Below are 23,985 nucleotides of genomic sequence, written 5' to 3' on the forward strand. Positions count from 1 at the left end.
CCAGAAGAGGGCACCGGATTCTTAGCAGACTCATGAATATTTACGCCAGACAATAGCGGGCCACCCGCCCTCCTCACGGTTAAGGAGAACCACTCCCCTGGCCTGCGCTTCGCCGATAGCTACGCTGAGTGCCGCGAGAAAATAATTGCTACTGGTTCCAATATCGCTTTCCTCTACCGCAGCGCCCTGAGGAAGACGGTTGAGAAAATCGGCGGGATCGCGAAAATGGGCGCGCGCACGCTGGAGAGTCAATATGCGGGCATTTCCAATTCCCAGGCCCTCAACAATGGCAGCAAGCACTTCGGGTGGCGCGGTATTGACATTGACAGTGGTAAAGCTCGGCAGGGCCGTCACGAACGGGCGCAAACGCGCGCGGATATCCCTGTTGAAACCGCGAATACGGGCCAGTTCCGCTACATCGGTCAGGGGTCTGTTGGCAGTAAGGTAAGAGGGGTTCAGCACACCGTAATATTCATCCTCGGCGCCGTGCTGCGGACGCGGTTCGCTGTCAGCGTCTATCCAGTCAGCCAACGCATCGGCAAGCGCATCCGGCAAATCGAGCAAGGCCAGCAAGCGCTTGAAGTGAGCAAGCTGTGCCGCACTGATTTTTCCATCGGGAGCCAGGTTGTTCAGATTGAACAAGCCCTGCTGATCGTGGATGTGGCCCGTGAGTTCACCGTTTTCAACGGGCATCGCCGGCATCTGCAATGCCCAGGGTTCACCCAGATGGTCGACACTGCCCATCCGGCTGTCATCGCTCAGCACGGCTCGAGTCCAGTCCACCCCCGCCTTGACCATCGCCTGCGCCTGAACGTAGTCATGCGCAAGCTGGCTTTGCCGTGACCATATACCCTGAGAGGTAATGATAGCTGTTGCGGTTATCGAGGCGAGGGCAACGACACCCATGGCTAGCACCACTGCTACCCCACGTTGTCCTGTTCTCATGACTTCATTGAAAGATACGTTCTATTTCCTCTCCCGAGGCTAGGGCAATCCGCAGGCGCACGGCCTGGGGAATGGAAGAAATCGTAGACACCGGAGAGTCAGGCACTGCACTTGGCCACGCATTCACCCATGCACGATTTGCGGTAAGATAGTGCAACTCCATTTTCGCCACCCCAGCCAGCACCGGATAACGCATGGCCGCTGCCCTGGGACCGATGTCAAGACCCGGCCACAACCATAACTCGATTTCCCGTTTATCATTCAGCTGGTAGGCGATCCGCCGTGCGGCATCCGTTTCTTCGATGGAGCCCAGACGACTGAATTCCATGTAGGGCAACAAGCCCCCATCGGGCGCTGCTTTTATCACTCCACGCCAGGCCGGCAAGACGCCTGAGCCGGTTCGAACCGGACGCGGTATCGCAAGTTGCACATCATGCTCAAACCGAGTCAGGAATAAATTTATGCGGCGCCACTTTTCAGTTTCCCGCTTGACATACTCTTGCGCATCGAGTATCGCTCCAAGTCCACAATAAGACATCACTGCCAGCAAAGACAGAATAGTCAGCGCAACCAGCAGCTCAATCAGGGTAAATCCCCGAAAACTGGTTTCACGCATGGATTTCATGAAAATGGATTATGAACACCTTCTGCGTCGAGGATATGAACGCAAGAAGTCATAGGAAAGTTGAGCGGCGATCTTCCACTCCTGCAAACTGCCATCGCGCTGTCTCCCGACAAGCTTGCTCACGGGTTTCCTGGGAGTGCCGGTTGCGCCAGATATCCTGTCAGATGCGCAAGCGGGTGCGGTTCTCCGGCAGGCGCAAATACCGAAATATTCACCCGCCGGAATGAGGGATTTGCAGTTTCCGTAATATCCACCCGCCACGTGAAATCCATATTTCCTTGCTTTGCTGTTCCACGATATGTGTCCGGCGACGGCCAGGCGCCGCGAGCACGCTGCTCTGTCAGCAGATTTTCCGCGACCCATCCTGCCAGCAACCGCGAGCGCAATTCGCCGACATTGAGCGTGCCCTGCCCTGCGGCACGCAGTGCGGCCATGAGAGCAAACGCAATGATTGCCAATGCGACCAGAACTTCAACCAGCGTGAATCCACGACCTCTACCGCAGCTGCCGGGATATGATTTCATCATTCGGTCTTCCCTCTCCCGGCAATGCCTGCACATCGCCGACCGGAGATCCTGTGATCGTATAGCGTTCCGTCCCAAAAGATATCTTTATGGCATAAGCCGGCATCGAACCGTGAGGATTGAACTCCAGTCGCATAAAATCTGCTGGCGACATTTCGATCAACATGCCCGCGATCTTCATACCGTGCGGAAACGTTCGTTCCCGGAAGAGATCATTGTTACGGATTTCCGACCAACCGGTGCCCCGTTGATTCCGCAAGAACCGATAGCTCGAGCCGTCTGTTGTCCACTCGAGAGATCTTCCTGACATGCGCGCCTCAGTCCCAGCCAGGTCAAGGAGTTGCGCCAGCCGTTCCGCCTCGACACGAAGAAGAGCCCGTTCGTCCGGCCGCACTATGCTGCTGATGAGTCCGGCAAACAGCCCGATGATCACCAGTGCGACAAGCACTTCGATGAGCGTGAATCCGTCCCCGGCTCTTATCTCAGTCACGAATCCTGGCGGCCTTACAGGTTCCAGGAACCGATATCCGCATCGTTACCGTCTCCCCCGCGGGCGCCATCCGCCCCGAAACTAAAAACGTCGATTTCGCCGTGAACCCCAGGGTTCAGGTATTGATAAGGATTGCCCCAGGGATCCTTTGGAAGACGCTCGATATATCCTCCGGCTTTCCAGTTGGGTGGAATCGGTGGATCAGTCGGCTTCGTTACCAGCGCCTGCAATCCCTGCTCGGTCTTGGGATAGCGATGGTTGTCGAGACGGTACAGCTTGAGCATCTGCATCAGGCTTGCGACATCCTGTTTTGCTGCGATGATACGCGCTTCATCAGGACGGCTGATGATCTTCGGCACCACCATTACAGCGAGAATTCCGAGAATTACCACCACCACCATGACCTCGAGCAAAGTGAAGCCGCGCTGTATTCCGCTCGGCCTATACTCGGACGCTGCCAACTGGACCGGAGCCCGTCGTCTTTCAGAGAATAAACCGGAAACAGATTTCTCCATCATTTTTACGTAAATACCCATCAAAAAACAGACAAAATGGAACGAAGATTACCCAAGAAACTGTTCATTGTCGATTCCGGTCTTGCGCCCATGACACACACCTCCCCATCTGTCCCATAATACGCACCTCGGCGCAACTTCTATTGACTCCGCCGGGAAAAATTCTCAGTCACAGGAAATCGATACCAGCAATAATCCTAAAAAAAACATATTCCTTATCCGTCAAATACGAACAAATCACTGGCCCATTTTCCACTTTTAAGAAAGCCGTTGCTGCACCCTGCGCAGATTGTTCAAATCACCGGTGAGAGTAGATCAGGCACAACGTAGATCAGGCACAACTTTCAGGGCTCTCGCAGAGAGATGATCAGGGTACAATTGCGTCCCAAGTGATCCAATTCAGATCAGACCGATAAAAGTGCTTCTTATCAGGACTCGTATAACCTTGCCATGATCTATCATTTTCCCAGGAAATATAAAATTTTTCCTTCAAGTCAAATCTCTCGATCATTACTTCAGCCGTATTGAAAAGTTAAGCATTAAAGAATGCCGGAAATCTCGATCGACCGGTCGAATCGCGCGCAAACAGCCCTTGTATATTTAATCATCCTCGCCGCACTCGCACTGCTTGGAGGGGTATTGTTGTACTGGACACGCCTTTGGCTCATCCCCCACCCTCCGCCCAATCTCGAGTCAGGCACGCGTGCGAACATGGAAGCGGCCGAAGATATATCGACTGTTAGCGACCTGTTCGGTATTGCACAGCCAGAACAACCATCCATTGCTGTTCCTGCCGGACCTGAGATCAGGCTGTTCGGGGTTGTCGCCGCTTCCAGGAGCGGGCGGGGATACGCGATCCTGCAAGTGGATGGAAAAGAGACGCTTGCGGTGCGCGAAGGTGAAGACATCGCTCCTGGCCTCCAGTTGGCTGAGGTTCATACCGAATATATTGTCCTGGAACGTGACGGAATGCGAGAAACACTTGCATTGCAGCGCCAGAACTCGCCTGCAGGCCCTGCTCTTCCGGTGGAGACAGCCTTGCCTGGCGAACTTCAGGCGCCGGTCATAACTGAATGATGCCGTCATCTCATGGGCTATAGAGGTAAAATCATGCGGCATCCCTCGCTATGTGCAGTTTTTTTATGGATGGCGGTGACGGGTTGGGCCACTGAGGCCTGGTCCGTAAATCCCTCTGCCGCCCTGACAGCCGAGGAAATTGACGCCCCGCCGAGAGCGCTGCCGGAAGCGGATTCTCTGCGCGCCAGTAAACCCAAGCCTTCTGCCGGTCAGGATCTCGTTACACTCAACTTCGTCAATGCCGATATTGAAGGCGTGGTGAAAGCGGTCAGCGAAATTACCCGGAAAAATTTCATGCTCGATCCGCGCGTCAAGGGTACGATCAACATCGTTTCAGCCAAGCCAGTACCGAGATCGGCGGTCTACGACGTATTCCTGTCGGCATTGCGATTGCATGGATATGCAGTTGTTGAGGATTATGGCATCATCAGGGTCGTTCCGGAAAGTGATGCCAAGCTATACCGGAGCCCGACCCTTGGCCCTACGGACAAGCGGCAGTTCGCAGGTGACCGTATCCAGACCCAGGTATTTACGCTGCAGTATGAATCCGCAGTGCAGATGGTGCCGATTCTGCGTCCGCTGATCGCTCCAAACAACAGTATCACTGCAAATCCCAACAGTAACACGCTGGTTATTACAGACTACGCGAGCAATCTCCAGCGCTTGGCAAAAATAATTGATTCGATGGATCAACCAAGTGGAACCGATCCCGTCTCGATACCCCTTCAGCACGCCTCGGCGATCGATGTCGCGCAAACCGTGAACCGGCTGTTTTCGGAATCGACGCAGTCCCAGGCCGAGGGCGCCGCGGATCCAGCCCAGCAGCGTTTCACAGTCGTCGCCGATGCTCGCTCGAATACCCTCCTTGCACGCTCCGGAAACCGGGCAGCGCTTGCGCGTCTGCGCCAACTGGTAACAGTGCTCGATTCTCCGACTAGCGCTGCCGGCAACATGCACGTCGTTTTCCTCAAGAATGCGGATGCAGTCAGGCTTGCCGAAACCCTCAGGGCGATCTATCACAACATGGCGTCCCCGGTTTCCTCATCTTCAGGGCTGAGTCAGGCAACCGGCACGGCTTTTGGAACGTCTTCCCTTGGGACGTCCACCAGCGGTGGGATGGGTGCCTCATCAGGTACCTCAATAGGCGGCTCGATGGGCACCTCCATGCCGGGCTCAAGCCTCGGTGCAGGGGCTGTTCCCGCTGCTTCCACCGTCACCCCGGCTCCGATGCAATCTGCCGCAACTTCCGTCACGCCCGGCATCATCCAGGCGGATGCGGCCACCAACTCGATCATTATTACTGCCCCGGATGCTATTTATAATAATTTGCGCGCGGTAGTAGAGAAGCTCGACGTGCGCCGCGTGCAGGTTTATATTGAAGCGCTGATTGCCGAAATCACTGCCGACAGAGCCGCGGAATTCGGCATTCAGTGGCAGAATCTGAGCAATGCCGCGCAAGGCGGCACCCAGGTTTTTGGTGGCACCAATTTCAATGCGGGCACTGCCGGGGGCGGCAGTATCATCTCCACCGCCCAGAATCCGGTAGCGAATGCAGCGTCCGGCCTGACCATCGGCATCATGAATGGCCTTGTCACGGCTATTCCCGGCATCGGCCCTGTTCTCAACATTCATACGCTCATCCGGGCGCTGGAAACGGATGCCAAGGCCAACATTCTTTCCACCCCTACCCTGCTGACACTGAATAATGAAGAGGCCAGAATCGTCATCGGGCAGAACGTTCCGATTCCCACCGGCCAGTTCATTCCACCAGTGGGGGGCGCCGTTACCTCCCCGTTTCAGACCGTTTCACGCCAGGATGTGGGATTATCATTGAAGATCAAGCCGCTTATCTCGGAAGGCAATACTGTCCGTGTGCAGATTTTTCAGGAAGTCTCGAGCGTCGTTCCCGGCACGGTCAACGCCACCAACGGGTTGATTACCAACAAGCGCTCGATAGAATCGACAGTGCTGGTGGACGACGGGCAGATTCTCGTGCTCGGCGGTCTGATGCAGGATACGGTAAATGACTCGGTTGAAAGAATTCCACTGATCGGAGCGATTCCCCTGGTCGGACAATTGTTCAGTTACAACAAACGATCGCGCAACAAAACCAATCTGATGGTATTCCTGCGCCCGACGCTGATGCGAGTGAGCGAAGCTGCCGATCCGCTTTCTGACGCACAGTACGATCGGGTGCTGAGCGAACAGAAAAAAGCCAGGCCCGGGTTCAATCTTGTGCTTCCGGATATGGAATCGCCTGTTTTGCCGCCGCGTCAACCGCCGCCTGTCATCCTTGATGACAGCGTCACTCCCGATAGTCGGGATAGTCCGGATATCTCCAATGTTCAAGGCAACTGGGATACCGGGGGAGTGATGGATAATACACCTTGAAACCGGGCTGCGATAATGTCGTCTGACAGGATTCCTTATGTCTTTGTCAAGACAAATGGAGTGGCCGTGACGAGCGTCACGAGCGATCACGCAGAGGTGGTGGTCCGCGGCGAAGTCCAGGCCGGGGCACTGGCGGAGTTGCGTCGCGTTCTGGGTGTACCTCTGCGGGCACGACGCATCGATACCGACGAGTTCAATGAGGTCGTTTCGGCGCTGTATAACGGCGCAAATGAAGGCGCCGCCGCGCTCGCAGATGATCTCGCCCAGGATATAGACCTCTTGAGGTTATTGCAGGAGCTGCCGAAGGTCGAGGACCTGCTCGAGAGCCAGGATGATGCCCCAGTCATCCGGCTGATCAACGCGCTCTTTACACAGGCGTTACGCACCGCGGCTTCCGATATTCACATTGAACCTTATGAAACACGCTCGGTTGTACGGTTGCGAGTGGATGGCACATTGCGCGACCTGATCGAACCGGCGCGCGCATTACATGCCGCCCTCATCTCACGCATCAAGATCATGGCGCAGCTCGACATTGCGGAAAAACGCCTTCCGCAGGACGGCCGGATTACACTCAGGATGGCGGGCAGGCCAGTCGACGTGCGCGTATCCACCATCCCCACCGCACACGGCGAACGCGCCGTACTGCGTTTGCTGGACAAGCAGGCTGGCCGCCTGGATCTCCCCCGGCTTGGCATGGATGCAATCACGTTGACTCGCATGGACAGGCTTATTCGCGAGCCCCATGGCATTATCCTCGTAACCGGTCCCACCGGGTCGGGTAAAACAACCACGCTTTATGCCGCCCTGTCGAGGCTGGACTCCGCGTCGCTCAACATCATGACGGTTGAGGACCCCATCGAGTACGATCTTGACGGCATCAGCCAGACTCAGGTAAACCCGCGAATCGAAATGACGTTTGCGCGAGCCTTGCGGACAATCCTGCGTCAGGATCCGGATGTCATCATGATCGGAGAGATTCGCGACCTCGAAACCGCACAGATCGCGGTACAGGCCAGCCTTACGGGCCATCTGGTATTTGCGACTCTGCATACCAATGATGCGATAAGCGCCGTCACCCGGCTTGTCGACATGGGAGTCGAGCCGTTTCTGCTGGCATCGAGTCTCATCGGCATAGGCGCACAGCGTCTGGTGCGGCGGCTCTGCCTGGAATGTCGCCAACCCTGGGACGAGGATATGGGAAAATCCCCTTCCCTGGGATCTTTTTCGGCTTCCGGAATTTTATACAAGGCACAGGGCTGTGCTGCGTGCAATCACTCCGGCTATCAGGGACGTACCGGGATTTATGAATTGCTCGCGGTTGACAACGATCTGCGCCGGCGAATTCATGATCGCGCGTCCGAACAAGACCTGCGAGAGTATGTGATTTCCACTGGAATGCGCTCGTTACGTGACGATGGCATGCGCCTCGCTACCCAGGGCATCACCAGCCTGGAGGAAGTCGTGCGTGTGACACGCGAATAGCAGTTCCATATGGAAGCGTACCGCTACGAAGCGCTTGATTCTGAAGGCCGCACGGTAACAGGTGTGCTGCAGGCTGATACCGCGCGCCAGGCGCGGGCACAGTTGCGCGCGAAGGGCTTGCTGCCTTCGACCGTCGATCAGGTTCGCGCTCGCGACCGCAGCCAAGCGCCCTGGGTCCGAGGCTTACGCCCGGAGGAGCTGAGTCTGCTGACACGACAGATGGCTACCTTGCTGACCGCCGGCCTGACAGTCGAGCAGTCGCTTGCTGCGCTGATCGAGTCCGCCGAGGAGCCGATGACACGCGAAGTGCTCGGCGGTGTCAAAACAGAAGTGATTGCCGGACTCTCCCTCTCCGCCGCGCTGGGCAGCTACAGCAGGAGTTTTCCCGATTTCTACCGGACGCTGGTACATGGCGGGGAAGAATCGGGCACATTGCCACTGGTACTGCGTCATCTTGCCGAGTATCTCGATGCACGCCAGACACTAAAACAGAAAACCAGTCTTGCGCTCCTTTACCCCGCACTGGTGACCATCATTGCCATTATCATTGTTGCCGGCCTGCTCATGTATGTGGTTCCCCAGGTAGTGCAGGTATTTCAGCATTCTCGCCAGAGCCTGCCTCTCCTGACTCGTGCGCTGATCGGGTTGAGCGATTTCCTTCTCATGTCATGGCCTTATCTGATTATCGCCATTGCCGGCGGGGCACTTTCCGCACGCATCGCACTACGGCGCGATGACACCAGATACCGATGGCACGCTCTGCTGCTGCGCACCGCATGGCTGGGATCGTTGATTCGCAGCAGCAACACATCCCGTTTCGCCAGCACGCTTTCCATTCTGATCGGAGGGGGTGTGCCGCTTCTTAAAGCGCTCAGTTCCGGTGCACGCGTGATGAGCAACATGGTCATGCGTAAAGCGATCGAAAATACCATCGAACAGGTCCGCGAAGGCGCGAGCCTTTCCAGGGCGCTGCGGGAAACCCGCGTGTTTCCGCCCCTGCTCGTGCATCTGGTCGCAAGCGGGGAAATGAGTGGCAAGCTGAAAGAAATGCTCGAACGCGTTGCCCAGCTCGAGGCTCAGGCGCTGGAGCGGCGACTGGGCATCTTTTTAACGCTGTTGGAACCAATAATGATTCTGGTAATGGGAGGCGTCGTGTTGGTGATCGTTCTTGCCATACTGCTCCCCATCATGGAAATCAATCAGCTGGTGCATTAACAACAAAAAAACAATACTTTCGGCAGATGTATGGCATTCTTATTTTGTTTTCTCAGCGAGCAGTGCATCTCCGGCACGTTTCCACTCGCGTCTTCTAGGATCCTCTGCCGGCACATTTGCCAGCCCCAGCAGGGCTCCCAGTAGCTCCCCCCGATCGAATGCCGGAGCACAAGTTTCCGGATCGACGAGACCTGCCAGAATGAGCACCTCGGCAGCATTGTGCAGCTCCTGGTCACGCTCTCCGGAGGCCGCCTCCCTGTCGATCGCTTCCAAAATACGTGCCACTTCCTCGTCCCTTGCCGCAAGGCGGGCGGCTTCCGCCTTTGCCCTTTGTGCCCCCTCTGCCGCCGCCTTCGCCTTACTCAACAACCACCGGCTAAAGCCGGTGGTTGTTGAGTTTTGGTATCTGTCACTTATATGACGGAACAGACAAAGCAGACAGAGCGCGGGAACGATTGGGAGCGACTGCTCAGCCTGTGAAGCAAGGCTTTTTCTACCGGCAGAATCTAATCTGATGATCCGATTTTGAACAGTAACTGTAAATAATATGGAGGTCGAGGGGATAAGGAATCCACAGGTGACTTGTAGATCTCTGGCATTCACGCTTATAGGGAGCGATTGGTAGAGGACCCCCTCCCCTTCGCCCGGCCAGTCTGCTTGATATCCTCCGCACCCCAAGCCGTAGCCGGACTGCTGTTTACTCCTTTCTGTGGATATCGTTACGCAGTTGTTCTAGCTTTCAGCACGCACTTGATCTTTTTCTTCCATCAAACGCAAGGCTTCACGCACCACTTCGCTGGCTGACGTATAGAACCCCGATGTAACCTTCTGTCGCACCCTTTCTCAGCTGAGGCGTAAGGTTGATGTTCATTCCCATGCGCTCCAGAACGATACTCACGCGGCTCTGCATCGGAGTCCGGTTCCTGAACACAGAAGTTGACTTGCATTCTTTTAGCATGAGCTTGCAACTGTAATTACTCGCACCTATAAATAGTTCAGGAATTCCTCAATAGGCTGCGTGAGAGCGCATTTGAACATCCTGGCTTTAGGTAACCCGGGAACCTGATGATGAAAGAAGATTTCATAGCTGCTACTGACCGCGTCCCGTTAGAACTTGGCTGTTACTTTCACTACCAGCTCAAGCCAATGGTGTTTGAATTCCATGTTGCCAGGTTTATTCGGGAGAAGAAACTGTGAATAAGTACCGTACCCTGATTCAGAACTTAGCTGCCCAAGCGGGTATCACGATCAATGGATCAGCACCTTATGACATCCAGGTAAGCAATGAGCAGTTTTACGAAAGGGTGCTCGCCCAAGGAACCTTGGGATTAGGGGAATCATACATGGACGGTTGGTGGGAGTGTGGGCAATTGGAGGAGTTTTTTTATCGCCTACTACGCTACCAAGCCGATGAAAAACTGAGTCTGAGCTGGCGCGAGAGCCTGGCTCTTATTCAAGCGAAAGTCTTTAACCGGCAGTCTTACCGCAAGGCGGTAGAGGTGGCGCAGACTCATTACAACCTGAGCAACACATTGTTCCAAACAATGCTCGACAAGCGAATGAACTACTCCTGCGGCTATTGGAAGGAGGCGGAGACACTCGATCAAGCTCAAGAAGCCAAACTGGATTTGATTTGCCGCAAATTAGCCCTTTCCCCTCGGGATCGCATACTCGATATCGGCTGCGGCTGGGGCAGTTTTTTGAAATTTGCCTGCGAGCGCTACCAATGCCGAGGGGTCGGAATCACCATTTCGGAAGAACAGGCCGCTTTCGCCAGAGCGAACTGTACAGGAATGCCTATCGAAATTATCCAAGGCGATTACCGCGACCTTAACCGGGGGGAGCATGGTGAATTTGAGAAGGTAGTCTCGATCGGAATGTTTGAGCATGTCGGTCCAAAAAACTACCGCACGTATATGGAAGTGGTAAATGGAGTCTTGATTGACGAGGGCTGGTTCTTGCTCCATACCATCGGCGACAACCTTTCTCGCCTGCGCTGTGATCCATGGCTGGATAGGTATATTTTCCCGAACGGCGTAGCTCCGTCTGTCCGGCAGATGGGAGAAGCCATAGAAGGCCTATTCGTCATGGAGGATTGGCACAACTTTGGCGTGGACTATACCCGAACACTACTGAGCTGGCGCGATAACTTCAAACAGAATTATCAGCCGCTGCCCCTGCAGACGTCCATCTCTCAAGACCACTTTGTCCGCATGTGGGAGTATTACTTGGCCTCTTTTGCCAGTGCCTTTAAGGCCCGGCGTTTGCAGCTGTGGCAAATTGTACTGTCCAAAGGCTACCCAGCTTCAACCTATCGATCCATCCGATGAAAGGCTGGCGCGATTATGCCGAAGGCGTACGTAAAGTAAATCCGACGTTTAGATGAGTATACGTCCTCTGCTGTACTAGCAATTATGGGGGGAACGTGAAAGCTGATCAAATCCTTAAAAGTAAGATTCGGGCTGACTTGCCTGCGGATGCGTTCACTAATCGACCCTGGCGAGCCTTATTCGTGTTTCCGCTCGCTGGACTCATCGTCTTGTGCAGCATAACTTTGGTTCGAATCCCGCTGCCATGGTACCTCGCCGTCATCGGTTCTTTGTTCCTGGGTAGTTTATATGGAAGCCTGATGTTTCTCGGGCACGAGATCGCCCACGGTGCTACAGTCCGCTCGCAACGTCTGCAAGACTGGTTGCTCTATCCCGCGTTTGCGATCTTTTGTCTGTCACCCCACTTGTGGCGGGTCTGGCACCAGCAAGTCCATCATCCCTACGCGAATATGGAGGGTCACGATCCTGATAACTTCGGTACCATGAGTGACTACAAACTCGGCCAGCCGACTCGTGCGGATGTTCTGTGGCTGAAATTTGCCCCGGGTTCAGGCCACTGGCTGAGCGCGACATATCTCTTTCTGTTCTTCACTCTTCAAGTCCAAGGAGTGCTCTGGCTGAAATCAAGAGGGCGGGCGGATTTTAAGCAGCTCAAACGCTGGCGAGCTATGCTTGACAGTGCAGTCCTGGCAGCATTCTGGCTACTGGTCTGCGTGGAAAGCGGGCCCAGAGGCGCTGTATTGGTTGTGCTGCTGCCGATGCTCATCGCAAATTTTGTCGTTATGTCTTACATCGTGACTAACCATCTGATGCGTCCGCTCACCCACGAGCGCGACACTCTCGGCACAACTATGAGTGTCACGACGCCAAAGCCGATCGATAGGCTACACTTTCACTTCAGCCATCACGTCGAACACCATCTTTTCCCCAACATGTGCAGCCACTACTACCCCCTGGTACAGCAGAGCCTACGCCGCCACGCTGCCGACCGTTACCTGGCTCCGCCACACTGGCTCGCGCTTCGCGTCCTCTTCCGCACCCCGCGGGTGTACGATGGTCCGCGGATACTTGTTACGCTCGATGGTGGCAGGCGGGTGGAAATGGCAACAGTTGAGGCATGGTTGCGTGGCATTCAAGCTTAAGACAGACTTCACTCGAATTCACGAGTGTAGGGTTTAATCGGTCACACGCTGTTGCGAGAAAGCGCTGAACATGAATTTACCCCCACGGACTGTGCCACTGTCTACCGGGGCGTTCTGCCAGCATTTCTTTCTACCCGTGCATATCCACGACCCACTTCTTCTCTTCCGCCTCCTTCGGCGTGTGGTAGCCCCAGATCGTGCGTAATCCTAATCCCTATTCCTGATTGCCGGATACAGAGGGCTCGGGAGATTGCTAGTTGCGCAAGTGAAAAGACTTGCCGCATGGAGTGCCAATTCCTGACGACAGTTGAGCAGGGGCTATCAAATCTTCTCTCACTCAAAGAAGTGTTAACGAATGGTTGCGCGTGCACGCTGGGAAACAGCGCAGCGTTGGCATGAGGTTGAGCTGGTTCTTGACTTACTGGGCGATTGGGTTCTTATGCGGCGATGGGGCAGCAAGGCTTCCCGGCGACACGGAGAACAGATTCAACCGCTCCACTGTTGGATTGATCCGATGTAAGAATACTTTCGGTGCTTACATACAGCGCTCGACTAACTCCGCTGTCGAGCGCTGCACGCATGACGTTAAGAGTGCCAATGTGATTGATCTCGTCAAACTCACGGCGATCGCGGCGCCACAGATTTGGGTCGGCAGCCAAGTGATAGACGCGCTCGCAGCCGCGCACCGCGTTACGCATTGCCCCTAAGTCACGAATATCTGCTTGTACAAGTTCAATACATTCAAGTGGTAAATGATTTACCACAGCGGTGGGGTCGAAGCGAGTGGAAGCTGATGCTTGGGGCTCGATGCTTGGTTGGGAAGATGTAATACTGGATTTAATTTAAGCCTGTCACCGTGCGGTTTCAGACATAGCAGCTTTTATTTTTATGCTGGGGACAAAGCTTAATACCTTATCCTATCGTCTGCTATTGCACAGCAGCTATAACTCTATGAATGGTAATGATATTATCAATTTTTGGACAGGATAGCATTCTTATTTTGTTTTCTCAGCGAGCAATGCATCTCCGGCACGTTTCCACTCGCGTCTTCTAGGATCCTCTGCCGGCACATTTGCCAGTCCGAGTAGAGCTCCCAATAGCTCCCCCCGATCGAATGCCGGAGCACGGGTTGCCGGATCGACGAGACCTGCCAGAATGAGCAGCTCGGCAGCATTGTGCAGCTCCTGGTCACGCTCTCTGGAGGTCGCCTCCCTATCGATCGCTTCCAAAATACGTACGGCTTCCTCGTCCCTTACCGCAAGGCGCACGGCTTCCGCCTTTGCCCTTTGTGCCCGCTCGGCCGCCGCCTCCGCTTTAATTAACGCGGTAAGGATACGCGCGTCAGTGTCAGTGCGCTTGAGCTTGTCCGCCAACAAGAGGAGCTGTTGTTGTTGTTCGCTTGGTGCTTCGAGGCCACGTAGATACGCCAGTCTGGCAGTAAGCCATTTGTCGTGCAACATGAGTACCTCCTGGTTCATCGATTGATAGCTCCCATTAGCTGCTTCAAGGGATGTAAAGTAACAACGCAAAAATGCGTCTGCTGTGCGACTTATCCCTCAGGCAATTTTTCCCGTCCAAGTGTTGGTGGAATTGTATAGGTCCTATATGTCAGCTGCCACTGCCAGCGTCAACCTCGATCAGATTTTTTATATTACGTACCGTTCGCTCAGCTCCATGCTGAGCCGCAATGCGTATTAGTCGTTCAAAGGGTCGCATAAATACTTTCATTTCTAACAACTCGAAGGTAAATATCACTTTGACCAAACCTTCTCTACCTTCATCCTGTATTTCGTACATACAGTGAAAAGACTCAGAAATACCTGCAAAAGCCAGGGATCGGTTGGGTTCATAAAGCGTAATTCTGAATTTGGATTCAGATCGGTGTCCACCATCAACACGCACTTGCCTTGCGGTAACTCCTGGTCCCATTGGCTGATCTCCGATTTGCTTAAGCTCTTTAACTTCGGGGGACCATTTTGGATAATTCTCAAAGAAATTATCGCCCAGATAGCGGAATACCTGCTCAGTCGAACCCTTCATAAGAATACTTGCTTTGGAAGCTACCGGTTGAACCGGTTTCGAATCAAATATCGATCGCAAACTGAACATATGGATATACTTTTTAAAAGAGTGATTCCTTGAGCGAAAGGTAACCCAGGGACTTGGAAATCAGCCTTTGACCTTGAGCCTGTCGCGGGCACGGAGTGAGGATTATTAAAACCTGTTCGTTTCTTCAAACCGTGATGATTTCATAAAACCACTCAAGTTACCGGAACATCCTCCTATAATCTGTTCGTTGCCCCACTATTACTATTTTTGATTCAAGGGGGGCTCGGCTGATGGTAGATCAACCCAGAATGTACTGCCGGCTGAAACAACACTTTCCACGCCGATCTCTCCTCCCATAAGCTCAATCAGTTTTTTAGTAACGACCAACCCGATGCCAGTGCCTTCCTCAGAGCCGGTTTCACGGCCAAGGCGATTGAATGGCTGAAACAATTTGTCGAGCTGATCTTGGTTCAATCCAAAACCGGTGTCATGAATGCTGATACGAGTCATCCCAGAGTCAATTTGAGAATACTCAACGGTTACATCTCCCGCTTCCCAGTTATATTTGATCGCATTGGTGAGAAGATTGATTAGAACCTGCTTCAGTTTGGTTTCATCAGCCAGCACATGCACGGGAAACGTATGTTCATATCGGGGGAAATTCAATCGGATGTTCTTTTTCTGTGCCTGGGATTTAATCATCGTTTGGCACTCTTCTAATATGGTGAACAGCGATAATGACCTTTGCGACAGGGATAACTTCCCCGATTCAATCGCCGCCGAATGGAGGATTTGATTAACCAGACTCAATAGATACCACCCCGATTCAAGAATATATTCGATATTTGACTTTTGAGATGGCGTTGGGGGTGGATTATCCATTTCCATAAGTTGAGCAAATCCGAGTATGGTATTTAGCGGCGTTCGTAATTCGTGGCCCATACTTGAAATAATTTCCGATTGCTCCAAGCTGGCTTTTCTCGTGGCATCTTTGTTCCGGATTATCTGGGTCAGTATTTGGCTCAAGTTTAGGCTTGATTCCAACCGATCCATTATGAGATAGGCTAAATCCTGCAAGCTGGCAAATTCTTTCTCATTCAATACCCGAGGCTTTCGATCGATAATCCATAACGATCCCAGATTAAAACCTCCGACTGTAATCAAGGGCGCTCCCGCATAGAACCCTATACCTGCCACCTCAGTTACAAGCGTTTTTGTAAGCGGGCTGGTATCAATCTTCGTATTTGCAACAATATAGGGAGCGTCACGTAGCATAGTGATTGCCGGATATTCCGGAGCAAACCCAATTTCGGTGGTTTCAAGGCCACAGCTGGATACAAGCCGGATATGATCGCTATAGACAATGCCGATTACTGCAACCGGAGCGTCAAACAGGCGTGCTGCGAGTGCGGTAATTCGATCTAGGGTTCGGTCTGGGGTGGGTAACAATATCTCGTATTGCTTCAACACGAGCGTTCGCTCTGTTTCATTCGCTGGCATATATCAACCGATTAATTTTTGGTATTCGTCACTTTATTTTTGGTATTTGTCACTTTATGACGGAACAGACAAAGCAGACAGAGCGCGGGAACGATTGGGAACAACTGCTCAGCCTGTGAAGTAAGGCTTTTTTTATCGGCAGAATCACTCCGGTGGTCCGAGTTTGAGCATAGCACGCCTGCCGGTAATGGGAGTTTCCTGAAAAGCTTCAGAAGGTGTTCTTTCTGCTGCCCGTTGAGTGTGGGCTTTTATTCGGTTCGATTCATACCTAGCTGGAGCCGAAACGGAACGTCATATCCACATTTTACTGGGTGCGCAGCAGAAGAATGCGGATGGCTGGTTTATGGCGCATCAAGCCTCAATTCACTCCAGACGAAGTGCCGCAGCAGGATAACTAACTGTAAATAATATGGAGGTCGGGGGGATAAAGAATCTGCACGCAGGCTCCCCCCGCTTGGAACTGTATCAATTCTCAAACCAAACTTCCAATGAGGAATTTTGGTTTGCTTTTACTGATTTTAGTCGGGCTTGATATTCGATGCCTGTTGACCCTTAGGGCCAGTTGTCACATCGAAAGTGACCCGCTGGGCCTCGTGCAACGATTTGAAGCCACCACCTGTAATCGCAGAGTAGTGAGCGAACAAATCATTTCCTCCGTCATCTGGGGTAATAAAGCCAAAACCTTTGCTGTCGTTAAACCATTTTACAATACCTGTTGCCATGTTATTTCCTTAATAAGTTCACCCTACAGCGACCTGTAGGTGGCCGTTGAATATCAAGGGAAAGGGTCAACCAAAGGTATCGTTTTACGGCTTGAATCCAAAAGACTTTAGTAGGATACGCGCTATCTGAAGAAGTTCAAAATATATTTCACAACAACTTGCCACATTTTTTTAGTAACAAGACATTAATACGTTCGAGCTACAGGTGGGTGGTAGAAGGAGAGGGGAAGGTTAGGCAGCATACCAGAGCACGGCGAAGTAATGGCATGTGGTGCCTGCCAGAACAAAGAGGTGCCAAATTAGATGAGCATACTGCAAGCGGGAATCCATAGCAAAAAAAATCACCCCGATGGTGTAGGACAAACCTCCCGCAATCAACCAAAGCAAGCCAGGTGCGGGCACTTTGGCAACCAATGGATCCACGGCAATCACAACCATCCACCCCATGAACAGATAGAGACCGGTGGATAGAATGGGTAAGGAGGCTCTATAGAACACCTTCAGCACCACACCGGCTGCAGCAAGAACCCATATAGCTGAAAGAAGAATCCAGCCCCATACGCCGTGAAGTACTCCTAGCGTAAACGGCGTATATGTACCGGCGATAAGAAGAAAGATTGCGGAATGCTCAAGGACCCGAAACATGCGCTTGGTCTTGCCTGTGGGCAACGCATGGTAGAGGGTAGAAGCAAGGTAAAGAAATATGGTCGTCGCGGAGAAGAGGCTTGCACCAATGACAAATCCGACGTTTCCCTGGCGTGCTGCCTGCATGATGAGAAAGGGAGTTCCGATCAGTGCCGCGACGAAACCAATGCCATGGCTAATGCTGTTCGCAATTTCTTCCCCTTGCGATTGCTCACGCCTTAGCCGGGCAAGTGTCATGATTAGAACTCGCACATGTTGCTGAGATTGATCTTGTTGTCTCTCTAATAACTCACCTTAAATGTCGGACTATCTTTCGATCGGGTCTTGCGATGATTGTAAAGTCTTGTTCGCGGCTATATTGGCCTCACCAGCCATTCCGGTACCTTTTGGCAATATTCGCCCCGTTTCCGGTGATAAAGATCCTCGGAGATATCCAGAAACTCTTTATAGGCCGGAATAATTATAACTGCAAGCCCATGCCAAAGGAATGAAAGACAACTTCTGCTTCCAGGAACTGACAGAACTGGAAAGAAAGTGAACCAGCCGACGAGCCATTCCTGGCGACTGGCGTGGCCGTGACAAGCAGGAACCGGAATCGGAGCCAGATTTTCTCCCAACCTCAGCAACATCCTCCACGAAGCTCTATCATCTACCGAGTCAAACCCCTTGCCAGATCGGCTTTTATGTCTTTTACCGCTTCAAGTCCCACTGCAATGCGCAGCAGGCCCTCGGTAATGCCTGCTGCATCACGGCTTTCCTGGCTGATCCGCCCATGCGTGGTGGTGGCAGGATGGGTAAGAGTGCTCTTGGCATCCCCCAGGTTGGCGGTGATGGAAATCATGCGAACGGAATCCACCACCCTCCATGCCGCTTCTCTTCCCTTCTTCAATTCGAATGAAACGATTCCGCCCCCGGTTTTCTGCTGACGACTGGCAAGCTCATACTGCGGATGCGATGGCAAGCCGGGATAATGGACTTTGGCTACGCCAGGCTGCGCTTCCAGCCAACGCGCAATTTCCAGGGCATTTTCGGAATGCCTTTCCATCCGAAGGTTCAGTGTTTCCATTCCCTTCAGGATTACCCAGGCATTGAACGGGCTCAGGCTCGGCCCGGCAGTGCGAAGAAAACCGAATATTCCCCCGTCCATCACGAGATCGCGCTTGCCCAGCACCGCGCCACCCAACACCCGGCCCTGGCCCTCAAGATATTTGGTCGCAGAGTGAATCACGAGGTCTGCTCCCAATTCCAGCGGACGTTGCAGCGCGGGAGAGCAGAAGCAATTGTCCACGGCGAGCCAGACGCCCGCTTTTTTTGCTACAGCAGCCAGTGCGGCAATGTCGGAAATCTCGGTCAACGGATTGGAGGGCGTTTCCATGAACAGCAGCCTGGTGGCAGGTCTTACCGCTGCTTCCCAGGCGGAAACATCCGTAGCGGAAACAAACGTCGTTTCGATGTTGAAGCGCTTGAGGATATTGTTGAACAGGCTGACAGTCGCACCGAACAGGCTGCGGGAAGCCACGATATGGTCCCCCGCACGGAGAAGTCCCATGGTGCAGGCTAGAATGGCTGACATGCCGGAGGAGGTTGCCACACAGGCTTCCGCCCCCTCCAGGGCGGCCAGCCTTTCCTGAAAAGCGGTAACCGTGGGGTTGGTAAAGCGCGAATAGATATTACCCGGTTCCGCATCGGAAAAGCGTGCTGCGGCCTGCGCGGCGCTGTCGAAGACAAAACTCGAAGTAAGGAATAAAGCTTCCGAGTGCTCATTGAATTGACTGCGATGTATGCCCGTATGCAGTGCCAGTGTTTCCAGCTCGAAATCGTCAGACATGCCAGATATCTCCCTCAAATTCCCCAAATAAAAAACCCGTTCAGCGTTCGCCAAAAACGGGTTTTCCCGCTTTAGCTGAATTTATACTGCGCCCGCAAGCTGAAGATCAAATCGGCGCCTACCGTGAAGGTACGCTCGGTACCTGCTTTTGTCAAACCTTCATCAATTCGCTGCCACCAGGTTCAGGTCGAGTTGCGTGCTGGAACGTCTCTCCGTGAGAGGAGCGCCACTGCGTTGCGCCTCCAGAACGGCCAGGTATTCCGGCGTTACATCCCCGGTAATGTAGCGTCCGTCGAAACACGAGGTCTCATACTGCGAGATCGACGGATTGACGCGGCGCACATCTTTAATGAGAGAATCGAGCTCCTGATACACCAGATGATCGGCGCCAATTTCCCGGCATATTTCCTCGTCATCCCGCCCCGTGGCAATGAGTTCGTGACGCGTAGGCATATCGATGCCATAAACGTTGGGAAACCGCACGGGGGGTGCAGCAGAAGCAAAAAATACCTTGTTCGCGCCGGCTTCCTTCGCCATCTGGACGATTTCGCGGCTGGTAGTGCCGCGTACGATCGAATCATCGACCAGCAACACATTTTTTCCGCGAAATTCCACGCCCATGGCATTGAGCTTCTGGCGGACCGATTTACGGCGCAACTGCTGGCCCGGCATGATAAAGGTTCGCCCGATGTAGCGGTTTTTTACGAAACCTTCACGAAAACTTATGCCCAGGCGATTGGCAAGCTGCAAGGCACTGGGACGGCTGGAATCGGGAATCGGAATGACCACATCGATATCGAGATGGCTCATCGTGGCTTTGACTTTATCGGCCAGACTCTCTCCCATGTTGAGCCGGGTTTCATAGACTGAAATTCCGTCTATGACTGAATCCGGGCGTGCGAGATAGACATACTCGAAGATGCAGGGATTGTGCGAGGGGTTGGGTGCGCACTGCTTATTGTAAAAATTGCCGCTGTCATCAATAAAAATTGCCTCGCCTGGCGCAACATCCCTCACCAGCTTGAATCCCAGGGTATCGAGCGCCACACTCTCGGACGCCACCAGATATTCCGTCCCATGCTCGGTTTCCGCGCACCCGAACACAAGGGGACGAATACCATAAGGATCGCGGAACGCGAGCAATCCGTAACCTGCAATCATTGCTATGACGGCGTAAGCGCCTTTGCAACGCTCGTGCACGCCGGATACGGCGGCAAAAATAGCGGCGGGATCGAGCTGGTGGTTTTTCGTGCTCCTCTGCAACTCGTGTGCCAGTACATTAAGGAGCACTTCCGAATCCGAATTGGTATTGACGTGCCGCAAATCCTCGCGGAACAGCTCGTCCTTGAGCTGTGCGGAATTGGTCAGATTGCCGTTATGCCCGAGTACGATTCCGAATGGCGAGTTGACATAAAACGGCTGTGCCTCTGCAGCAGACTCGGCGGAACCGGCGGTGGGATAACGCACCTGGCCGATCCCTATATTCCCGAGCAAGGCGCGCATATTCCGCGTGCGAAACACGTCGCGCACCAGGCCGCTGTTCTTGTGCATGTGGAAGGTATTTCCCTGGGCGGTAACAATTCCGGCCGCATCCTGCCCGCGATGCTGCAGCACCAGCAACCCGTCGTAGAGTAACTGGTTTACGGGAGCATGCGAAACTAAACCCAGAATTCCACACATGAATGCACTCCGCAAAAATGACTTAGATCGACGCTAGATGAAAAGTTGCACGAGTTCATTGAGTGGAATCCGGTGCATCCGGTTTACTGTCCTATTGCTTGCGCTTCAGTTCCGCATAGTGGATACGCCTGGACAAATCCTGCGGCAACCACGGCAGCACCACCATTGCTGCAGCCTCCAGGTGCTTGCTCAGTACCGCTTTTCGCCAGAAGGGCTCCTGCGGCACCGCGGTAAGACCTGCGGCCAGCACGATTACCAACACCACTACCAACCCGCGGATAAAACCGAACAGGGAGCCGAAAAATCTGTCGGTGAAACCCAATCCTACCGTCTGGACCAAAGCTGAAATCAGCATGGTCACGAGACCCATCGCTACCAGGGTTGTCAGGAATAATGCAATGAAAGCCAGCAGGATGCGCAGTGATTCTCCGCCAATAGCTGAAGGCACCATGGGCGCGAATCCTGCGGCCAAAGAATTCGCCACCATGAATGCGACTATCCAGCTGACCAGGGACAATATTTCTCGCACGACGCCGCGCGATACGCTGAGCAGGATTGACACAATCAGTATCGCCAGGACAGCGTAATCGAAGCCAGTCAGATCAGCAGTAAACATGGCAGAATGAGAGGTAGCCTTGTGTAAAGGGTTTCATGATCCTCACCTACTTTTCTGTAACCACACCTTCGAATCCCAGGTTCTTCAGTTTTTCCCGTGTTTTCTCAGCCTCCTCACGCGTCGCGAAAGGACCGACGCGCACGCGGGTTACTTCTTCCTTGCCGGATTTCACGATTTCAGTATAGGCGGAGAAATTCTGTGAAGCGACCTTTTCCGATTGACGGGCCGCTTTTGCTGGCGTAGAAAAAGCGCCTAACTGCACCACAAATGATGCTTCCCGCGAAGCAGCCGGCGCGGCGTTTTTACTGGCCGTTTCCGCTCGGGAAGTGGCGGGAGCAGTGTTTGTAGCCGTCGTTTCATTCCGCGGAGCAGCAGGCGCGGCGTTTTTACTGACTGTTTCCCCTCGGGAAGCGGTGGGAGCAGTGTTTGTAGCCGCCGTTTCATTCCGCGGAGCAGCCGGCGCAGGGCTTGCACTGGTCTTTTCATTGATGGAGGCAGGCGTCTCACGAGGAGGTACAGCCGTTATATTCTTACCGGATGCCGCACCTGCCTGCCCCGGCCCACCCTCAGCCTGAGGCATGGATGAAGCGGTTGCGGGAGGCGTATTTGCCGGGGAAACAGATTCGGCGGCAAGCTCTTCCACTGAATCCTCAGGCGGGATGTGTATGTCGATTTCATGGCCGCGCCGGTCAGGCTTGCTGTCGAGGATCATCGGCAATACCACCACTGCCGCGGTTGCCAGGACGATTGCGCCGACCAGACGTCGTCTGGCGCGCTTTCTTAGCTGAATCTCTTCTTCGCTGATGGTCTTTGCCATTAAATATCGGGAAGTCTACCTGCGCTCAACCATATTCTTTAACACTTTAGCCACGGTATGGAATGAGCCGAAAACACAAATTCTATCATTTCTGGCTGCCTGCTCACAGGCGTAGGCATATGCCTCGGATGGATTGCGGAACTTGCGGATGGTATGCACGGCGACTTCACCTGCATTCCCCGCGCCCGGTTCAGCGATTTGCAGCGCCTGGGCAACCTGCGCGGCGACTTCGTCCACTGTCGCGCCTCTTGGAGCGTCAATGCCCGATACCAACCAGACATCCACTCTGGACCTCACCTCCCGAACCACGCCGGCGATATCCTTATCCCTGAGCATCGCGAATACCGCATACGTTCGAGGATAACGCTCCATACTATCGAGGCTGGCAGCAAATGCTCGCGCTGCGCCTGGATTATGGGCAACATCGAGCACCGTGACCGGCCGCCCAGGCAAGACCTGAAACCGTCCTGGCCAAACCACCTCCAGCAATCCATGGCGAATGTCGCTCAGGGTGACCGGGAAGGTATCTTTCAGGGAATCCAGCACGGCGAGACATGCACTGGCGTTTTTCAGCTGACAGGCGCCGCGCAGGGCTGGATAAGGGAGTGCGTGTCTGCTCTCGCCGTTCCACCAGTAGCTCCAGGATTGTGGAGCGGTTGAATAACCGAAGTACTCCCCGATATGCATGAGGTTGGCGCCGATCGATTGCGCATGACGGCGCACGCTTACAGGCAAATCCGGTTCGGAACAGATCGCCGCCTTCCCCGACCTGAAAATTCCGGCCTTTTCAAATCCGATCTGTTCACGCGTGTTGCCCAGATAATCCATATGATCGAAATCCACACTGGTAAGGACCGCACAATCGGTGTCGAATACATTGACCGCATCCAGCCGCCCACCTAATCCCACCTCCAGAATTGCGATTTCCACTTCGGCCTGACCGAACAAGTACATGGCCGCCAATGTGCCAAACTCGAAATAAGTCAGGGACACGTCGCTATTCATCCGCGCCGACTCGACAGCACGGAAAGCCTCGCACAATTCATCGTCGCCTGCTTCCCTCCGGTTGATCCGCACGCGTTCGTTATATCGCAGCAAGTGGGGCGAGGTATAGCATCCGACGCGATATCCGGCATGACTCAGAATGGCTTCCAGCATCATGCATGTCGATCCCTTCCCGTTGGTGCCCGCAACGGAAATGATGGAAAATGAAGGCTCGGACCCCAGCTCCGCCTGAACGCGCCGTATCCGCTCCAGGCCCATTTCGATAGCTGTGGGATGCATGTGTTCCAGGTAGTCCAGCCACTCTGGCAACGTTGCAGAAGCAAAGGAGAAAGTGCTCATGCCTGCGATGGCACGGTAAGTGTGATTACGCGTTGAACGAAAATG

24 protein-coding genes are annotated in these 23,985 nt (G+C 53.7%); 6 read left to right on the forward strand and 18 right to left on the reverse strand.

Annotated elements, in window-relative coordinates; translation table 11 throughout:
- Nucleotides 1–30 precede the first annotated feature (30 nt).
- The 5 genes from gspK to gspG form a co-directional block, all read right to left on the reverse strand.
- Complete coding sequence (gene gspK / locus ACZ5BW_RS09890; protein WP_464539431.1) at nt 31–945, reverse strand: type II secretion system minor pseudopilin GspK; 915 nt, start codon at nt 943–945, stop codon at nt 31–33.
- A 4-nt stretch (nt 946–949) separates the two neighbouring features.
- Nucleotides 950–1,561 (reverse strand): type II secretion system minor pseudopilin GspJ, encoded by a 612-nt coding sequence (gene gspJ, locus ACZ5BW_RS09895; RefSeq protein ID WP_464539433.1) that lies wholly within the window; start codon nt 1,559–1,561, stop codon nt 950–952.
- A gap of 128 nt (nt 1,562–1,689) precedes the next feature.
- Nucleotides 1,690–2,097 (reverse strand): type II secretion system minor pseudopilin GspI, encoded by a 408-nt coding sequence (gene gspI / locus ACZ5BW_RS09900; RefSeq protein WP_464539435.1) that lies wholly within the window; start codon nt 2,095–2,097, stop codon nt 1,690–1,692.
- On the reverse strand, nt 2,066–2,584 hold the full coding sequence (locus ACZ5BW_RS09905) for a GspH/FimT family pseudopilin (RefSeq protein ID WP_464539437.1): 519 nt from the start codon (nt 2,582–2,584) through the stop codon (nt 2,066–2,068). The genes gspI and ACZ5BW_RS09905 overlap by 32 nt, the downstream gene beginning before the upstream one ends.
- Before the next feature lie 14 nt (nt 2,585–2,598).
- A complete protein-coding gene (gspG, locus tag ACZ5BW_RS09910) occupies nt 2,599–3,102 on the reverse strand; it encodes a type II secretion system major pseudopilin GspG (protein WP_464539439.1) in 504 nt (167 codons plus the stop codon).
- 543 nt (nt 3,103–3,645) lie between these two features.
- On the opposite strand from gspG, the gene ACZ5BW_RS09915 reads away from it, so the two are divergent.
- The 4 genes from ACZ5BW_RS09915 to gspF are packed head-to-tail and all read left to right on the forward strand — an operon-like array spanning nt 3,646 to nt 9,267.
- Nucleotides 3,646–4,176 carry a type II secretion system protein N gene (locus ACZ5BW_RS09915; RefSeq protein WP_464539441.1) on the forward strand — a complete coding sequence of 177 codons (531 nt, stop codon included), beginning with the start codon at nt 3,646–3,648 and terminating at the stop codon, nt 4,174–4,176.
- Between the two features lie 33 nt (nt 4,177–4,209).
- Nucleotides 4,210–6,567, forward strand: coding sequence for a type II secretion system secretin GspD (gene gspD / locus ACZ5BW_RS09920; protein ID WP_464539443.1), 2,358 nt, complete (start codon nt 4,210–4,212; stop codon nt 6,565–6,567).
- A gap of 15 nt (nt 6,568–6,582) precedes the next feature.
- Entirely contained in the window at nt 6,583–8,052 is a 1,470-nt protein-coding gene (gspE, locus tag ACZ5BW_RS09925; RefSeq protein WP_464539445.1) for a type II secretion system ATPase GspE, read from the forward strand.
- A 9-nt stretch (nt 8,053–8,061) separates the two neighbouring features.
- The gene (gene gspF, locus ACZ5BW_RS09930) at nt 8,062–9,267 is read left to right on the forward strand and encodes a type II secretion system inner membrane protein GspF (RefSeq protein WP_464539447.1); all 1,206 of its coding nucleotides are present in this window, start codon (nt 8,062–8,064) and stop codon (nt 9,265–9,267) included.
- Between the two features lie 39 nt (nt 9,268–9,306).
- On the opposite strand, the gene traD (ACZ5BW_RS09935) is transcribed toward gspF, so the two are convergent.
- Together traD (ACZ5BW_RS09935) and ACZ5BW_RS09940 are read right to left on the reverse strand one after the other, a co-directional pair.
- Nucleotides 9,307–9,633 (reverse strand): conjugal transfer protein TraD, encoded by a 327-nt coding sequence (traD, locus tag ACZ5BW_RS09935; RefSeq protein WP_464539449.1) that lies wholly within the window; start codon nt 9,631–9,633, stop codon nt 9,307–9,309.
- A 366-nt stretch (nt 9,634–9,999) separates the two neighbouring features.
- Nucleotides 10,000–10,104: a ribbon-helix-helix domain-containing protein gene (locus ACZ5BW_RS09940; protein ID WP_464539451.1), complete on the reverse strand. Its 105-nt coding sequence runs from the start codon at nt 10,102–10,104 to the stop codon at nt 10,000–10,002.
- Between the two features lie 356 nt (nt 10,105–10,460).
- Here ACZ5BW_RS09940 and cfa point away from each other — a divergent pair, with 356 nt between their 5' ends.
- Both cfa and ACZ5BW_RS09950 read left to right on the forward strand, forming a co-directional pair.
- Nucleotides 10,461–11,597, forward strand: a complete 1,137-nt coding sequence (gene cfa / locus ACZ5BW_RS09945) for a cyclopropane fatty acyl phospholipid synthase (RefSeq protein WP_464539453.1) — start codon at nt 10,461–10,463, stop codon at nt 11,595–11,597.
- 299 nt (nt 11,598–11,896) lie between these two features.
- Nucleotides 11,897–12,739, forward strand: coding sequence for a fatty acid desaturase family protein (locus tag ACZ5BW_RS09950; RefSeq protein WP_464574222.1), 843 nt, complete (start codon nt 11,897–11,899; stop codon nt 12,737–12,739).
- Nucleotides 12,740–13,176: 437 nt separating this feature from the next.
- Here the strand turns inward: ACZ5BW_RS09950 and ACZ5BW_RS09955 are convergent, their stop codons facing one another.
- The 11 genes from ACZ5BW_RS09955 to folC all read right to left on the reverse strand — a co-directional run bounded on the left by ACZ5BW_RS09955 (nt 13,177) and on the right by folC (nt 23,940).
- Complete coding sequence (locus tag ACZ5BW_RS09955; RefSeq protein ID WP_464539458.1) at nt 13,177–13,503, reverse strand: NAD-dependent epimerase/dehydratase family protein; 327 nt, start codon at nt 13,501–13,503, stop codon at nt 13,177–13,179.
- A gap of 231 nt (nt 13,504–13,734) precedes the next feature.
- Nucleotides 13,735–14,217 (reverse strand): conjugal transfer protein TraD, encoded by a 483-nt coding sequence (gene traD, locus ACZ5BW_RS09960; protein WP_464539460.1) that lies wholly within the window; start codon nt 14,215–14,217, stop codon nt 13,735–13,737.
- A 130-nt stretch (nt 14,218–14,347) separates the two neighbouring features.
- Nucleotides 14,348–14,779 (reverse strand): SRPBCC family protein, encoded by a 432-nt coding sequence (locus ACZ5BW_RS09965; RefSeq protein WP_464539462.1) that lies wholly within the window; start codon nt 14,777–14,779, stop codon nt 14,348–14,350.
- A gap of 270 nt (nt 14,780–15,049) precedes the next feature.
- Nucleotides 15,050–16,288 carry a GAF domain-containing sensor histidine kinase gene (locus tag ACZ5BW_RS09970; protein ID WP_464539464.1) on the reverse strand — a complete coding sequence of 413 codons (1,239 nt, stop codon included), beginning with the start codon at nt 16,286–16,288 and terminating at the stop codon, nt 15,050–15,052.
- A 518-nt stretch (nt 16,289–16,806) separates the two neighbouring features.
- On the reverse strand, nt 16,807–17,010 hold the full coding sequence (locus tag ACZ5BW_RS09975) for a cold-shock protein (protein WP_464539466.1): 204 nt from the start codon (nt 17,008–17,010) through the stop codon (nt 16,807–16,809).
- Between the two features lie 231 nt (nt 17,011–17,241).
- Nucleotides 17,242–17,892: a PAQR family membrane homeostasis protein TrhA gene (trhA, locus tag ACZ5BW_RS09980; RefSeq protein WP_464539468.1), complete on the reverse strand. Its 651-nt coding sequence runs from the start codon at nt 17,890–17,892 to the stop codon at nt 17,242–17,244.
- 412 nt (nt 17,893–18,304) lie between these two features.
- Nucleotides 18,305–19,483 (reverse strand): O-succinylhomoserine sulfhydrylase, encoded by a 1,179-nt coding sequence (locus ACZ5BW_RS09985; protein WP_464539470.1) that lies wholly within the window; start codon nt 19,481–19,483, stop codon nt 18,305–18,307.
- A gap of 162 nt (nt 19,484–19,645) precedes the next feature.
- The gene (purF, locus tag ACZ5BW_RS09990; RefSeq protein WP_464539472.1) at nt 19,646–21,163 is read right to left on the reverse strand and encodes an amidophosphoribosyltransferase; all 1,518 of its coding nucleotides are present in this window, start codon (nt 21,161–21,163) and stop codon (nt 19,646–19,648) included.
- A gap of 91 nt (nt 21,164–21,254) precedes the next feature.
- The gene (locus ACZ5BW_RS09995; protein WP_464539475.1) at nt 21,255–21,779 is read right to left on the reverse strand and encodes a CvpA family protein; all 525 of its coding nucleotides are present in this window, start codon (nt 21,777–21,779) and stop codon (nt 21,255–21,257) included.
- A gap of 46 nt (nt 21,780–21,825) precedes the next feature.
- Complete coding sequence (locus ACZ5BW_RS10000; protein ID WP_464539477.1) at nt 21,826–22,596, reverse strand: SPOR domain-containing protein; 771 nt, start codon at nt 22,594–22,596, stop codon at nt 21,826–21,828.
- Nucleotides 22,597–22,611: 15 nt separating this feature from the next.
- The gene (folC, locus tag ACZ5BW_RS10005) at nt 22,612–23,940 is read right to left on the reverse strand and encodes a bifunctional tetrahydrofolate synthase/dihydrofolate synthase (RefSeq protein ID WP_464539480.1); all 1,329 of its coding nucleotides are present in this window, start codon (nt 23,938–23,940) and stop codon (nt 22,612–22,614) included.
- Nucleotides 23,941–23,985: the final 45 nt, after the last annotated feature.

This window comes from Nitrosospira sp. TNL300 (assembly GCF_055385915.1).

Bases quoted from the DNA above. Each gene is read 5' to 3' on its own strand.
- gspK (WP_464539431.1), bottom strand. From the start codon at position 945: ATGAGAACAGGACAACGTGGGGTAGCAGTGGTGCTAGCCATGGGTGTC.
- gspJ (WP_464539433.1), bottom strand. From the start codon at position 1,561: ATGCGTGAAACCAGTTTTCGGGGATTTACCCTGATTGAGCTGCTGGTT.
- gspI (WP_464539435.1), bottom strand. From the start codon at position 2,097: ATGATGAAATCATATCCCGGCAGCTGCGGTAGAGGTCGTGGATTCACG.
- gspG (WP_464539439.1), bottom strand. From the start codon at position 3,102: ATGATGGAGAAATCTGTTTCCGGTTTATTCTCTGAAAGACGACGGGCT.
- ACZ5BW_RS09915 (WP_464539441.1), top strand. From the start codon at position 3,646: ATGCCGGAAATCTCGATCGACCGGTCGAATCGCGCGCAAACAGCCCTT.
- gspD (WP_464539443.1), top strand. From the start codon at position 4,210: ATGCGGCATCCCTCGCTATGTGCAGTTTTTTTATGGATGGCGGTGACG.
- gspE (WP_464539445.1), top strand. From the start codon at position 6,583: ATGTCGTCTGACAGGATTCCTTATGTCTTTGTCAAGACAAATGGAGTG.
- gspF (WP_464539447.1), top strand. From the start codon at position 8,062: ATGGAAGCGTACCGCTACGAAGCGCTTGATTCTGAAGGCCGCACGGTA.
- ACZ5BW_RS09950 (WP_464574222.1), top strand. From the start codon at position 11,897: ATGTTTCTCGGGCACGAGATCGCCCACGGTGCTACAGTCCGCTCGCAA.
- traD (WP_464539460.1), bottom strand. From the start codon at position 14,217: ATGAACCAGGAGGTACTCATGTTGCACGACAAATGGCTTACTGCCAGA.
- ACZ5BW_RS09965 (WP_464539462.1), bottom strand. From the start codon at position 14,779: ATGAAGGGTTCGACTGAGCAGGTATTCCGCTATCTGGGCGATAATTTC.
- ACZ5BW_RS09970 (WP_464539464.1), bottom strand. From the start codon at position 16,288: ATGCCAGCGAATGAAACAGAGCGAACGCTCGTGTTGAAGCAATACGAG.
- ACZ5BW_RS09975 (WP_464539466.1), bottom strand. From the start codon at position 17,010: ATGGCAACAGGTATTGTAAAATGGTTTAACGACAGCAAAGGTTTTGGC.
- trhA (WP_464539468.1), bottom strand. From the start codon at position 17,892: ATGACACTTGCCCGGCTAAGGCGTGAGCAATCGCAAGGGGAAGAAATT.
- ACZ5BW_RS09985 (WP_464539470.1), bottom strand. From the start codon at position 19,483: ATGTCTGACGATTTCGAGCTGGAAACACTGGCACTGCATACGGGCATA.
- purF (WP_464539472.1), bottom strand. From the start codon at position 21,163: ATGTGTGGAATTCTGGGTTTAGTTTCGCATGCTCCCGTAAACCAGTTA.
- ACZ5BW_RS09995 (WP_464539475.1), bottom strand. From the start codon at position 21,779: ATGTTTACTGCTGATCTGACTGGCTTCGATTACGCTGTCCTGGCGATA.
- ACZ5BW_RS10000 (WP_464539477.1), bottom strand. From the start codon at position 22,596: ATGGCAAAGACCATCAGCGAAGAAGAGATTCAGCTAAGAAAGCGCGCC.
- folC (WP_464539480.1), bottom strand. From the start codon at position 23,940: ATGAGCACTTTCTCCTTTGCTTCTGCAACGTTGCCAGAGTGGCTGGAC.